Genomic DNA, 12453 nt, shown 5'->3' with positions numbered 1-12453 from the left:
GGTCCTCACTTTTTTTCCATGACGCATTGCAACGGATGCTGGTGCTTGCGCGCAAAATCCATCACCTGGGTAACTTTTGTTTCCGCGACCTCGTAGGAGAAGATCCCGCACTCCCCGACGCCGTGATGGTGTACATGCAGCATAATGCGGGTGGCCTCTTCCCGGTTCTTCTGGAAGAAGTTCTCCACAACATGAATGACGAACTCCATCGGCGTGTAGTCGTCATTCAAGAGCAGCACGCGGTAGAGGTTGGGCCGCTTGGTAACCGTTTTTGTCCGGGTGACAACAACCGTTCCGGCGTCACCACCGTCATTGTCATAATCAGAGCCCGCCGACATTGCCGTATCTATCGCCTCAATCACTCCGGCCATCACCAAGTTCCGAATTCCGGTCAGCTTGGCACGAGCAGCCGGTCCGGAGCACTCCCGAACCGCAGCATGCGCCGCAGACCGATGATCTTCTCTGGTAATCCTGCCGCGCCAGCCGCGCTCGCGCAATGGTCGATTTCATCAACATTCGGATAACAGCGCATTTGTGTCCGCTGCATTGCCGCTAAAGCTGAATGTAGGTTTCCTGAAAGCGATTAAAAGATGGGAGGCTAACGCAATTCAGCCGATCCCGAATGTGTGACCGCCCCTTGGCGAGGCTGTTCCGGCAAATCTGTGCATATACAAAAAACCCGGCTCGAAGGAGCCGGGTTTCGAACCTGATCCCGTCTTCCGACGGGGGATGCCAAGTGGTTATTTCGCCACTTTGCCCAGAACGCCTTCGTAAGGCTTGTAAGCGTCCTTGGACATGTCGGAGACCATTTCACCCAGCTTGGTCATTTCGCCGACGAAACCTTCGTAGGCGGTCTTGACGTAATCTGCCTGAGCTTCAAAAGCCTTGTCCAGAGACTTGGAGGCGACGAGCTTCTCGACAGCTGCGGTGCCCTCTTCGAAAGACTTCTTCTGGTAGTCGGCCATTTCGGCCGCGATCGCCTGAAAGCCCTTGCTGACCGTGCCGAACGACTCCATGGCCATGTCCATGTTGTCTTTGCCCAGCTTCTGGATTTCATCAAAGTTGTTCATCATTTTCACTGCCCTCATGCCGCGGACCGGATTCCTTTGAGCGAGTTTCGACCCACATGTGACACCGGCGCGCTATTCGCGTTACCTAACGAGATTTCGTCATAATGCACTGCACAATAAGTGTCAAGGCGATTTTGCATTGCAAAAACAACCTTTGCGCGAAACGCTCGAGACGTGACCGCCCGTTGGCGGATCCCTCCAAAGTGACAGACAATACACCCGCCACCACGTCATCGTGCAGTCGAACCCCGCCCAACGACACGCAACAAGTGGCAACACTTCAAAGACAAATTACAATTATACGCACCATGAAACAGTAGAAATCACAAAATAAATAAAACTTTAACGAATTACCACCTCACCAATACACGATTTTTTCAATATCATAAAAATTATATACTTGGATTGACAATTAACACTAAATTAACTCTGGCATAAATCTATTTTTTTAAGTGCTTTTTACGTCATCCATTTACACATTCGTAACCGTGTTTCCATCAAATAGCCCAGAGAGCAACGGGGCGGCGGCTTGAATCGCACGGGGGTTAGATCCAATCCGCACGGCTCCGCAAATCCAACCGCGTAACCCGGAATGGGATAGTCATTGTGTTTGGGATGCGTTTTTTTCGCAATGCACGGGCATTCACCCGCACTGCTAAGATCTTGACCCTCGGCGTGCTGGTGCTGGCTGCTCCGGCGACGGCCACTGCCAACTCCAAATATGCGGGCATCGTCGTCGACGCCAAGACAGGCAAGACGCTTTACGCCTCGTCCGCCGATTCCTACAGATACCCGGCTTCGCTCACCAAGATCATGACGCTCTACGTCGTCTTTGAAGAGCTGGAAGCCGGCCGGTTGTCGCTGGACTCGAATTTCACCGTTTCCAAATATGCGTCCGGTCGTCCGCCGTCCAAGTTGGGGCTGAAGCCCGGCAGCACCATAAAGGTCAAGGACGCGATCCTGGCATTGGTGACAAAGTCGGCAAACGACGTCGCTACAGTGGTTGCGGAAAACATCGGCGGCTCCGAAAAGAAATTCGCCGAACGCATGACCCGCACCGCGCGTCAGATGGGCATGTCCAAGACGACCTTTCGCAACCCGCACGGTCTGCCGAACAATGGTCAGCGGACCACCGCACGCGACATGGCAACGCTCGGCATCGCCATCCAGGAGCGGTTTCCGCAGTATTACGGCTACTTCAAGACCAGGGCCTACAAGTACAAGGGGCGGACCTACGGCAACCACAACAAGCTGCTGGGCCGCGTCAAGGGCGTTGACGGCATCAAGACCGGTTACATCCGTGCTTCCGGGTTCAACCTGGTAACCTCGGTCAACACCGGCGGCCGCCAGATTGTTGCCGTGGTGATGGGCGGCCGGACCGGCGCCTCCAGGAACGCACAGATGACCAAGCTCATCGGTCGCTACCTGCCCAAGGCCAGCCGCGGACACAAGAGCGCTCCCCTGATTGCGACACGTCCGGTTCAGCCGACCTTCGTCGCCGCTTCATTGAAGAACCCGCCCCTTCCGGCTGCGAAACCGGGAAGCGAGCCCGTGAAGGCCACCGGTGCCCCAATGGTTCTGGCCCTGACGGCAACCGGGACAGGTGCTTCCGTGCCCCTGCCCGCGCCCGCGCCGGCTGCCCCCGCGCCGGTTGTCCCCAAGGGACAAGTCGTGACCGCGGCGGCCACCGCTTCTCCCGGACCGGTCCCCGGATTCGGCGAAAACGTGCCCTTGCCGCCGAAAGCGATCAAGCGCCGCTTCGACAGCACGTTTGCCGTGGCAACCGCCTTGCCGCCTATACCGCCCGAGAGCCCCGACACGTCGCTGACCACCAATTCGATCTCCAGAACCAAGCTCCTGCAAGCAGCACGTGCCGAGCAGGACGGCGACAAGGTGCAGACGACCCAACCGGTCCCGACCCGCAACGTCAAGGTTCAAACCATCTCGGTCGCTGCGGCACCCGTGGAGACCATGCCGGCCGACGCCGCAGAGACCGCCGAGACAGACAGCGATTCCGTCACCGTCGCGACCAGTGACACCAGCGAGGCGGAACCGGGTTGGCAGGTTCAGATCGCGGCAACCGAAACCGAAGGCCAGGCGATCGCCATGCTGAAAGACGCAAAAGTCCGGACCGGAACCGCCTTGCGCGGCCGCGTCCCCTACACCGAACCGGTCGAGTCCGGCGGACAGACCCTCTACAGGGCGCGCTTCGTCGGCTTCGACACCAAGACCGCAGCGTGGAACGCCTGCAAAACACTTAAAAAGGCAAAATACGCCTGCTTCGCCATCTACCAGTAACCGCGTAACGGATGCCGTCAATGTCTTCTGAGAAGCGTGTCTTTAGCCTCGTTGATTTTCGCCGCGAGGAAACCGGAACCTCCCTGGTCGGGATGAACCCGCATCATAAGCCTGCGGTGCGCGGCTCTAATTTCCGCGTCCCCGGCATCGGGCGAAAGCCCCAGGATCTGGTAGGCCTCCTCATCTGTCATGGGGCCCGTGCCCGGCGCGCTTCCTTGCCCCTCTGCTCCATCCGGCTGGAAGTGTTCACGCCAGCTGGCAAGCCGGCGGTCGAGATAAGCTTCGACTAGCTGCCGGCTCTGACCGTCCTGGGCGGTCTCCCGCCAGAAGGCTTCAAGCTCCCGGTCATCCAGGTCATCCAGGCCGCGGCCCTGAAAACCGCCAGTGAGCACCGTCCCCGACATGACACCCGTGTCATGGTCAAGTTCCATTTCCACCATCGCCGTGCGTACCCGGGATCTCTGTCCGGCTGCCTTTTGCGGATTGTAACCGCCGGTCAGCCTGGTCAGCCCGGAATATCCCAGAACCCCGAGGCCGAGCCCCAGAAGCGGCACGGCCAGCACGACCCGGCCCGTCAACGCGAAGACCGCCGCCAACGCGATCAGGAACAGCCCTGCAATCGTGCGCACCGTTCCGGCAAGGGCTGCCGGATTGGCCGAGACGAACCGGTTCCCCAGCAGAACCAGCGCGGCGAGCAGAACAAGGCCGACAAGCAGGTAGATCATTCTGCGGACACATTCCGAAGATCAAACACGATCCTGCCTCGTTTCATTTTCAGTTCCTCTTCCTGACCATGCGTCGCACCCTGCCGGCAATGTAGACAGCCCCCGATCCAATTCAACCCGGCAGCCCCGCCGGCGCGGAGAGCCGTCATCCTTCCCCTGTCCGTGTTCCAAGGGATTTCAGAACGAATACGAAGGCAATCGCATTGATACAAAGAATTATGGCGATGGGTATGGCCTCGTTGTGCATTTGCGCAAGCACACCCAGGACAACCGCGACGACCGTCCCCAGAACGCCACTCGCAAAGCGGCCCGTGGCGACATAGAACTCACGGTCGTGATCCGAACCGATTTCGCCGAGATAAACCGCAAGCGACACGGTTGCGACCTGCGCCGCGAGCGCCGCCAGCACGAATACCGGCACATAATGATAGAATTTCAGCTCCGATGCCGGCACCGCAACGTCGATCACCAAAGCGAACGCGGCCGCAAGCATGGCAAAGAAGATGGCGGCAGCCAGGTTCGTTCCAACGGACCGGTTGGCAAGCTTGTGCAGCACCGGTCCGCTCAGGATCGCGCCGACGCTCATCGCAACGACGAAGGCTGCATAGGAGCCGGACTGATGCTTGTGAAGGCTTGCGGCATGGATGGCATAGAACGGCATCGCCTGCGTAACCGACAGCAGCAGGATGCGCGCGGTCATGTATTTGCGAAACCAGGCATCGCCCCAGCACAGGCGAAACCGCTGCAGGGCGCCGCCACGGGCCGGCCCGACCGTGGCGGCGCCTCCGCTTTCGGGCGCCGGCCCGCCAGCGGCGACGGCCCGATCGGGCTCGTTCACCGGGAAAAGCAGAACAGCTGCCGGAATGGCCACGAGAAGAGCCAGCCATGCCAGCGCCATGTGGCTACGGAGCGGATCGCTGTCCTTGAAAACGTGATAGGCGGCAAGCGCGATCAGCAACGCGGCAATGGCGCTCAGGATCCCTTCCAGGTTCAAGAGCCGCCCCCGGATTTCCCTGTCGAACAGGCTCGGCAGCAACGATGTGTAGGCAATGCCGCTGATACCGCGCCCGATGCCAATGACGATCGCGGCCCCCGCAAGGCAGGCCGCGGTGACCAGAGGCACCTTGACGTAAATCGACACGATGGCGATCACCAGCCCCACGGCAATGCAGCCGATCCCGATCATCGCATAGGACTTGCGCCTTTGCGCGCCCGACACAAGCGGGGCAGACAGAACTTCAGATGACCGGGTGGCCACCGTAAACAGCGGTACAATAACCGCAGCCAGAAAGACCGGTGCCCCGGCGGCAACGCAAATGAAGGGAAGAAAGATCTTTGGCGGTGCCAGCCTGCGCTTCAAGGAATAGAAAAGCCCCTGAACCAGGATGAGGCGCCAATTGTGGCGGGACGTCCGATTGTTCATGAACCAACTATTGTCGAAACGTGTTCAGATACAATCGCTTTCAGGCACTATCCAACGTCTTGACCGGTTCCGAAGACATTCTCTCAACCGGAGCCGGGCAACTGGCTCAGCAACAACCGGGCTCCGCGGCCGCCCTGTCTTTCCAGCTGCTGCAGTGCCTTGCGGCCGCCGCTTGCATAAACGGCAACCGCTTTGAGCAGGTCGGCAAGCTGTTGCGCCGCGCCCGCCTCGAAACGGCAATAGGCGCCGTTGGTCAGTCTCGAGATTTCCCGGAAGGCCTTTTCAGCGACGCTATCGCGCCCCTCCTGGAACAGGAAAACCGGAACGCCGAGCATGCCGAGCTGGCCGGCCTTGTCACACAGGGCATCCACGTCCTCTTCCATGCAGTCTCCGACGTAAACCAGCGCGGCAATCTTTTCCTCCTGAGCTGATTTGAGCGCGGCCGTCAGAACCTTGCCGATCTGCGTCCGTCCCCCCTGGCAGGAAATCCGGTTCATCACGGCAGCGAGTTCGGCGCCGCTGGAGAACCAGCGGGACGCCCGGCATTCCCCGAAGCCGCGGAAATAGACGAGCTTGATCTGCAGATCAGCGATCTTTCCGGCTTCCTGGAACATTTCCGACTGGATATGACAGGCCTGGTCCCAGGTCGGCTGCCGGCTCATGGTTGCATCCAGGGCAAAGATCAGCCGGCCGCGCTTTTCGGGCTCCAGCGTTTCGCTGGCCTTTTGCAGGAACGCGGCTACGTCCGAAACGGCGGACGGCGTGCCTGCCTCCTGCCTTTGCCGAACGAGCGGGTCACCATCGCGTTTGCCGGTCTTCGCCACCACGGAAGCTTCCTCCTGCCGTTACATGCCCTTCAAAGTGGGCCCGGCAGGCCGGTTTGGCAAGCGTGATCCGCGACGACCGGCACAGCCATCATGCGGTCCGCGGTTCCGTTGAGGAGGACCGGCGAGACGGTGCGCGCTTCCGCCGGAGCCAGGCTTCCACCACAAGCGCGTTCGGAACCCATGCAAGCCAGCTTATCAACGGATAGGCAACGTCGAAATCGATGTCTGCCACCATGGCAATCGCGAGGTAGATGCGCAAGGTGACGGCAGCAAATGTCAGCGCGGCCGAACGCAACATCCAGTCGCGGTGCCTGTCAAACTGACGCGTCATTGCAAAATAGAAGGCTGCTCCCGTCGTCGCCAGCCAGATCACCGCCAGAAGCGCAAAGCCCGTCGCTGCGAACGATCCGGCTGCGGTATAAAAGGCAAGCTGAATGCCAGCGACACCCGACACAAGGACGGCCGAGACATAAAAACGGCCAAGCCAGCGATGAAGCGCCGGGCGTCGGGACCTGAGGCCGGACACGAACTGGAAGGGCATCAAGGCAAGCGCGACCGGAGCAACGCCGATATGCGCATAAAGGGCAAGGGACCGTTCAGCCAGGTGATGCGCCATGAACTCCATGGCGCTTTCAACACCCAGGGGCAGAAACCGGTAGGAGACCAGCGCAATCAAAACCGAAAAAATCGCGGCGATGACAAACGCCAGCCTGCCGCCTGTCCTGACAACTCGCGTCATTCCACCTCTCCCCAAGTTAACTTGACACTGTCAAGATAGAAACAAACTTGACAGTGTCAAGCCAATCAGGAAAGAGATTTCCATGACGAATGCTCCCTCATCCCGACGCCGGCGGGACGGAACGCTCAGGACAGATCTCGTCGATGCGGGGGTCGCGCTTTTGCGTGCCCGTGGTCCCGATGGCCTGTCCCTGCGGGAATGTGCCGCGATGGCCGGCGTGTCGCACGCCGCGCCCGCCTATCATTTCAGAAACCTTGCCGGTCTCTCGACAGCCATTGCGGCGCGGGGCTTCAGGCTGTTCTGCGCGGCGATGACGGCTCGGCTCGAGGCGTCCTCGCCATCCCCGCTGGCCCGGCTCAACGCGATCTGTCACGGCTACCTGGATTTCGCGAGCGCGCACCCGGAGCTGTTCCTGTTCATTTTCTCGGGACAGAGCTTCAACGAGGACGACGATGATCTCCACGCGCATTCTGAGGCCGCCTACGCTATCCTGCGCGAGACTTGTGCGCCTCTGATACCGGACGGAACACCGCCCGAAGAAATCGAGATCCTCGTCTGGTCGCTCGTCCACGGCTATGCCCACCTGTCCATGACCCGCAAAAAGGACAAGCCGGGCGTTGTCGGCGGCTGGCCGTCCCTCGACGGCCTGCTGGTTCACCTGAACAGGGCACTTGCAGAGGCACCCTGAAGCAGGCGCAGCCAGGCAGCCGCGCGCCGGCAACGGGCCGTATCGGTCCGGAAATCCGGGGGCGTCTAAAGCAGGCAGAGCTCGGTGAGGTCGCGGCGCATGTCTTCCGGCATGGCCTGCAGGCTGCCGCCGGTCTTGAGATCCGCCGGCGCGTCCGCAGCCTTGAGATAGCGCCAGCCCTGGAAGGGTCGTTTGGGCTGGTACTGGGTCAGGATCAGGCGCGGTTCCATGACGAGGTCGCAACGCTTGATCCCCGCTTCATCGGTGAACGGCCGGATATCGATCAGGTGCTGGCGCACCTGGATCCTGCCCTTGATCACCCAGTAGAGCGACCCGCCATCGAGAAGTTCGTCCCGGCGCGTGGGCACCATCCGCGTCGTATGAACGGTTTCGGCCGGAATCCCGGAGCTCCGCGCGTTTTCCATGCGGAAATCGATCCAGGCCTGCAGCGACTCGACGCTGTCGGCACCGACACACAGTTTTACGAGATGCAACGTCATGAACCTGACGTAGCAGGCCTGCCGGCAGGGTCAAGATCAGGGGATGAAAGGGCGGTGGATTTTGCGCCTGTCCGCCGAGGTAGTGCTTGCGCGGTCTCGTCGAAACAGGTTCTCTCACACGATGGATGTGTTCGTTACAGGTGGCACCGGCAGCATTGGCGCTGCGGTGGTCCGGCAACTGGTTCGCGACGGTGCCGCCGTCATTGGGCTGGCGCGCTCGGACGCCGCCGCCGCGACCCTGCGCGCCGCCGGTGCCAGCGCCTATCCGGGCGACTTGCGCTCGCCGGAAAGCTGGGTCGGCCGGGCCGCCGCCTGTGACGCGGTGATCCACACGGGTGCGACGTTTACCGCCGAGATGGGACGGGTCGACCGGCAGTCGATGCTTGCGCTGAAGCAGGCGGCCAGGCATCGCCAGCAGCCGCTCAAGGTCGTCTATACCGGCGGCATCTGGCTGTTTCCCGGAAACGGCGCGGACCGGCCGATCACCGAGAAGACCCCTTTTTCTCCTCTGCCCGCATTCCGGTTCATGGCGGAGACGATCCGCACGCTCTCGCACGGCACCGGCCTCAACCTGGCGGTCGTGCATCCGGCGCTTGTCTGCGGCCGTGACCACGGACCGATCGCCGACATGACCAGGGCCTTGAAAGCCGGCAAGCCATTCGAAACCCGGGCAACGGCCGACACGATGTGGCCCTTGGTCGAAACCGGGGATCTGGCGGCTCTCTACCTGCTCGCGCTCAGACAGTCGCGCTTTCGCCTGTCACTGATCGCCAGCAGCATTCCCGGGATCTCCGTTGGCCACCTGGCCTCGCACATCTCGGCGCGTCACGGCCATCCTCTTGACATCGTGACGCTTGACCACCCCGCGGGCACCGCTCCCGACACCGACTGGGGCGCGGGCTACGCTCTGTCTCAAACCGTGGATATCAGCCACGCACAACGCGTCACAAGCTGGCAGCCAGACCACTCTACTGTTGAAGATCTCATCGTTTCCCTGTCAAAATAGACAATAACGCCCTCTCGCAACGTCTACGTCCCTAAACTCAGCATCAGGAAAAGACTTTCTAAATATTTCGGCGCCTAGAATTTTCAAAAATTCTGAAACTGGATTGCGTCTTGTCAAAATTACTCTGCACGTCCCTGCTTTTTTTCTGCCTGGTTCTTCCGCTCAAGGCTGATCCGGAGATTGCACAAGGCTATTTCGACGTTGTGAACACCGAGGGTTTCACGCAGGAAAACGGCGTTCGAACCCCCCTTCCCGTGGATACGACGGTCGGCGCGGCACGGGTCGAACAGGGTCTGGACGGTGGGCTGCGTGTTGATGTCAATGGAACGCGTTTCGACCTCTATCCTCTGGAAGACGGGCTGGCGGCCCTGGAATGGAATGCGGACGGCACGTCGCTGCTGCACGCCATCGATATTCAGGCCTTGTTCGGCAAGACCGGCGGCGAAGATGTTCCGGCCTGGGGCGCGGACCTGGCCTGGCCCGGCGCGGGCAAGGTGCAAATGGTGCTGCTGCCGCTCGGCGACGGCGCCTATGCCGGGTTTCTGATCAGCCGTCCGGGAAACAGGACGGTGGTCCGTCAAATGGAATTTCGTCAGGTCGCCGAGCGTTCCAATCGTCCGGCCTCTGGTCGGCCGGGCAGCAACAACGGCAGCTAAATACCTTTCCCCACGCGCTGAAATCACGTCAGGAGGAACACCGCGCCGCGGGCCGTCTCCCTGCCTCTTGTGAGACCTGGAATCAAAAAAGGCGCAGTCCGATGCTGCGCCTTTGATGTTGTCACGTCCCGCGGGCCTATTTGGCGGCGGCGACGGCTTGTTGAGCACTTTCCACGTCATTGAACAGAAGCACCATCGTCAAAGCGATGCCCACTGCAGCGACGGTCCAAATGGTGACGCTCCAACAAGATTTCTGCACGTTTTCGTCCATAAAAGCCCTACATGTGTTGTGCGGCGCCGGTCCCCTGCGAACTCAAATATGGCGCCATTGAGGCGAGGAGGTAAACGATCCCTTACCATTTCGCAAGCGCAAAAAAAGAGCAGCAGCCGAGACATTTTTGCAGACCTCCGATCCCCGCCGGATTTCAGGGACTTAAGGTCCGGCCACATCCCTTCTGACCGGTGAAAAACTCTGCTAAGACTGCAGCAGGTCGGGATTCGAACACCATGAAAATAGAAGGGCCCGCGATGCATGCGCTATCGCAAATGGACATAGCTGCTGCCGGCTGGTTTCTGATCGCCTGGTTCGGATTCAATTTCCTTGTCGACTTCAGTCCGTTGCGCAAGAAGACCCTGTCGAGTGCCATGGATGGTTACCGCCGGGGCTGGATGACATCGATGTGCCTGCGTGAAGTCCGCATCATGGACACGTCGATCATGTCGGGACTGCAGCAGGGCACGGCGTTTTTCGCGTCCACGTCGCTTTTGGCGATCGGGGGTGGCTTCGCGCTCCTGGATTCGACCGAGCGCATTCTCCAGGTTGCCGGTGACCTGTCCATTCCGGTCGCCGACAGCCGTGCGCTGTGGGAGGTCAAGGTGCTCGGCCTTATGCTGATCTTCGCCTACGGATTCTTCAAGTTCGGCTGGGCTTATCGCCTGTTCAACTATGCCAGCATCGTCATGGGCGCAGTGCCCGACAAGGGCCGGGCCACCGACGATGACATCCGCAAGATGGCCGCCCAGGCAGGCGAGCTCAACGTGCTCGCCGGCCGCCACTTCAATCGCGGCCAGCGTGCGCTGTTCTTCTCGATCGGCTTTCTCGGCTGGTTCGCGGGACCCTATGTCTTCGCCGCAACCACGCTGGCCGTTCTGCTGGTGCTGATCCGCCGTCAGTTCACGTCCAGGGCCCGTGCGGCGGTGCTGTCGGGGCAATACCCGAGCCTGGACCCGGCGGACAGGTCCGGGGAATACACCGACACCGGGTCATCGAACCCCTTCACCTGATACCGGCCGAAAAGACCGGACCGGCAGCCCATGAGATCGGCGATCGCATCGGAGACCAGCACCTGCCTTTGCAGGTCCTTGGCCAGTTCCGCAATCCGCGCCGCCAGGTTGACCACAGGCCCCACCACGGTGAAGTCCAGTCGCGTCTCGCTGCCGACATTGCCGTAGAACACGTCTCCTGCATGCAGAGCGATGCCGACACTCAGGTCGGGCGTTTGGACACACATGTTGCCGGCATTGATCTCGGCAATGCGCGTCAGCGTGTCATGCGCGGCCGAAAGGGCCCTGTGGGCCGCTTCCCTGGCATCGTCTTCGGACTCGTAAGGGAAGATCGCCATGACTTCGTCGCCGATGAATTTCAGCACCTCCCCGCCATGCGCCTCGACCGCGGCGGTCATCGCGCCGAAATACTTGTTCAGAAACAGCACGATCTTGTCCGCCGGCAGCGTGTTGGAAAGACGCGTGAAGCCCCTGATGTCCGCAAACGACACCACGGCCTTGATCCACTCGCCCTCGCCGCGGCGTGTCGTCCCGTCCAGAACCTTCGACCCCGCACGTGGCCCCACATAGGTGTCCAGCACGGTCTCAGCAGTGCGACGCAGCGTTTTCAGCTCACAGACCAGCGCAAGCGGCCTGATCAGGGAGTCAAAAACGCTGATATGGGAGTTCGTGAACCCGCCGGGAGCCTTGGTGGCGAAGCTGGCCACCTTCACGGACCCGTCCGAGAAAGGCATCGGCAACGCGATATAGTCCGAGTATCCGTCGTTCTTCAGTTGCTCGACAAACGGAAACTCCGCGGCCGCATCGGGATCGCGCTCGATTGCGACGCGCACCGGCTGCTGCGTTTCGTGAACCCGCCTGATCGGGCTTTTCAGATAATCGTCCGATGTTTTCGAATCCGCGGTGTAGAGGATCAGCTCGGGCTCGCCCGAACTCAGCCAGATAGACCCCTCCGCGCGCACGTTCGGATGCACGACCCAGATGCCCGTGGTCACGCGGTCGACCGGAACGTTGCCCGCCCGCAGGCGATCGCCCAGCTCACTGACGATCTCCAGCGTTCCCTTGAGCTGGGGTGCATCACTGTAAAGCCATTGTACGACATCAGCCGCAACAAGCGGCGCTTCGAGGACCATCTGCCCACGTCCTTTCAAACCCTGGATAACCGCCAGTATATGGTGGCAGTTGGTTGTCCGTAAAAGAGGTTGCGTTTCAAAAGCGGTTGAAAGTTGAAAGGGAA

13 protein-coding genes are annotated in these 12453 nt (G+C 60.6%); 5 read left to right on the top strand and 8 right to left on the bottom strand.

Going from position 1 to position 12453, the window contains the following annotated elements; translation table 11 throughout:
• Nucleotides 1–5: 5 nt before the first annotated feature.
• Both clpS and O6760_RS21175 read right to left on the bottom strand, forming a co-directional pair.
• Nucleotides 6–338 (bottom strand): ATP-dependent Clp protease adapter ClpS, encoded by a 333-nt coding sequence (gene clpS, locus O6760_RS21180; protein ID WP_148587335.1) that lies wholly within the window; start codon nucleotides 336–338, stop codon nucleotides 6–8.
• 402 nt (nucleotides 339–740) lie between these two features.
• Complete coding sequence (locus O6760_RS21175; RefSeq protein ID WP_269581670.1) at nucleotides 741–1073, bottom strand: phasin family protein; 333 nt, start codon at nucleotides 1071–1073, stop codon at nucleotides 741–743.
• A 660-nt stretch (nucleotides 1074–1733) separates the two neighbouring features.
• Here O6760_RS21175 and O6760_RS21170 point away from each other — a divergent pair.
• The gene (locus O6760_RS21170) at nucleotides 1734–3368 is read left to right on the top strand and encodes a serine hydrolase (RefSeq protein WP_442969813.1); all 1635 of its coding nucleotides are present in this window, start codon (nucleotides 1734–1736) and stop codon (nucleotides 3366–3368) included.
• Nucleotides 3369–3385: 17 nt separating this feature from the next.
• Here the strand turns inward: O6760_RS21170 and O6760_RS21165 are convergent, their stop codons facing one another.
• The 4 genes from O6760_RS21165 to O6760_RS21150 form a co-directional block, all read right to left on the bottom strand.
• On the bottom strand, nucleotides 3386–4093 hold the full coding sequence (locus O6760_RS21165; protein WP_269581668.1) for a DnaJ domain-containing protein: 708 nt from the start codon (nucleotides 4091–4093) through the stop codon (nucleotides 3386–3388).
• Nucleotides 4094–4238: 145 nt separating this feature from the next.
• On the bottom strand, nucleotides 4239–5516 hold the full coding sequence (locus O6760_RS21160; protein ID WP_269581667.1) for a hypothetical protein: 1278 nt from the start codon (nucleotides 5514–5516) through the stop codon (nucleotides 4239–4241).
• An 83-nt stretch (nucleotides 5517–5599) separates the two neighbouring features.
• Nucleotides 5600–6343: a VWA domain-containing protein gene (locus tag O6760_RS21155; RefSeq protein WP_269581666.1), complete on the bottom strand. Its 744-nt coding sequence runs from the start codon at nucleotides 6341–6343 to the stop codon at nucleotides 5600–5602.
• An 88-nt stretch (nucleotides 6344–6431) separates the two neighbouring features.
• Nucleotides 6432–7082: a DUF2306 domain-containing protein gene (locus tag O6760_RS21150; protein ID WP_269581665.1), complete on the bottom strand. Its 651-nt coding sequence runs from the start codon at nucleotides 7080–7082 to the stop codon at nucleotides 6432–6434.
• Nucleotides 7083–7164: 82 nt separating this feature from the next.
• Here O6760_RS21150 and O6760_RS21145 point away from each other — a divergent pair, with 82 nt between their 5' ends.
• Nucleotides 7165–7770, top strand: a complete 606-nt coding sequence (locus O6760_RS21145; protein ID WP_269581664.1) for a TetR/AcrR family transcriptional regulator — start codon at nucleotides 7165–7167, stop codon at nucleotides 7768–7770.
• Nucleotides 7771–7835: 65 nt separating this feature from the next.
• On the opposite strand, the gene O6760_RS21140 is transcribed toward O6760_RS21145, so the two are convergent.
• Nucleotides 7836–8270 carry a DUF1489 family protein gene (locus tag O6760_RS21140; protein WP_269581663.1) on the bottom strand — a complete coding sequence of 145 codons (435 nt, stop codon included), beginning with the start codon at nucleotides 8268–8270 and terminating at the stop codon, nucleotides 7836–7838.
• A 121-nt stretch (nucleotides 8271–8391) separates the two neighbouring features.
• On the opposite strand from O6760_RS21140, the gene O6760_RS21135 reads away from it, so the two are divergent.
• The 3 genes from O6760_RS21135 to O6760_RS21125 all read left to right on the top strand — a co-directional run bounded on the left by O6760_RS21135 (nucleotide 8392) and on the right by O6760_RS21125 (nucleotide 11216).
• Entirely contained in the window at nucleotides 8392–9276 is an 885-nt protein-coding gene (locus O6760_RS21135) for an NAD-dependent epimerase/dehydratase family protein (RefSeq protein WP_269581662.1), read from the top strand.
• 110 nt (nucleotides 9277–9386) lie between these two features.
• Entirely contained in the window at nucleotides 9387–9932 is a 546-nt protein-coding gene (locus O6760_RS21130) for a hypothetical protein (protein ID WP_269581661.1), read from the top strand.
• A 507-nt stretch (nucleotides 9933–10439) separates the two neighbouring features.
• Complete coding sequence (locus O6760_RS21125; protein WP_269581660.1) at nucleotides 10440–11216, top strand: DUF599 domain-containing protein; 777 nt, start codon at nucleotides 10440–10442, stop codon at nucleotides 11214–11216.
• On the opposite strand, the gene O6760_RS21120 is transcribed toward O6760_RS21125, so the two are convergent.
• Nucleotides 11102–12349 (bottom strand): adenylate/guanylate cyclase domain-containing protein, encoded by a 1248-nt coding sequence (locus tag O6760_RS21120; protein ID WP_269581659.1) that lies wholly within the window; start codon nucleotides 12347–12349, stop codon nucleotides 11102–11104. The two genes, O6760_RS21125 and O6760_RS21120, sit on opposite strands and share 115 nt — an antisense overlap.
• Between the last annotated feature and the right edge of the window lie 104 nt (nucleotides 12350–12453).

The sequence above is a fragment of the Roseibium sp. Sym1 genome (assembly GCF_027359675.1).
GTDB lineage: Bacteria > Pseudomonadota > Alphaproteobacteria > Rhizobiales > Stappiaceae > Roseibium.
Note: the sequence above shows the minus strand (reverse complement) of the source record. Positions and strands in the feature narration are given on the sequence as shown.

What these genes read in the sequence shown, in the direction of transcription:
- O6760_RS21140 (WP_269581663.1), bottom strand. Translation starts at nt 8,270, where the DNA reads ATGACGTTGCATCTCGTAAAACTGTGTGTCGGTGCCGACAGCGTCGAG.
- O6760_RS21145 (WP_269581664.1), top strand. Translation starts at nt 7,165, where the DNA reads ATGACGAATGCTCCCTCATCCCGACGCCGGCGGGACGGAACGCTCAGG.
- O6760_RS21135 (WP_269581662.1), top strand. Translation starts at nt 8,392, where the DNA reads ATGGATGTGTTCGTTACAGGTGGCACCGGCAGCATTGGCGCTGCGGTG.
- O6760_RS21125 (WP_269581660.1), top strand. Translation starts at nt 10,440, where the DNA reads ATGAAAATAGAAGGGCCCGCGATGCATGCGCTATCGCAAATGGACATA.
- O6760_RS21160 (WP_269581667.1), bottom strand. Translation starts at nt 5,516, where the DNA reads ATGAACAATCGGACGTCCCGCCACAATTGGCGCCTCATCCTGGTTCAG.
- O6760_RS21175 (WP_269581670.1), bottom strand. Translation starts at nt 1,073, where the DNA reads ATGATGAACAACTTTGATGAAATCCAGAAGCTGGGCAAAGACAACATG.
- O6760_RS21150 (WP_269581665.1), bottom strand. Translation starts at nt 7,082, where the DNA reads ATGACGCGAGTTGTCAGGACAGGCGGCAGGCTGGCGTTTGTCATCGCC.
- clpS (WP_148587335.1), bottom strand. Translation starts at nt 338, where the DNA reads ATGTCGGCGGGCTCTGATTATGACAATGACGGTGGTGACGCCGGAACG.
- O6760_RS21120 (WP_269581659.1), bottom strand. Translation starts at nt 12,349, where the DNA reads ATGGTCCTCGAAGCGCCGCTTGTTGCGGCTGATGTCGTACAATGGCTT.
- O6760_RS21165 (WP_269581668.1), bottom strand. Translation starts at nt 4,093, where the DNA reads ATGATCTACCTGCTTGTCGGCCTTGTTCTGCTCGCCGCGCTGGTTCTG.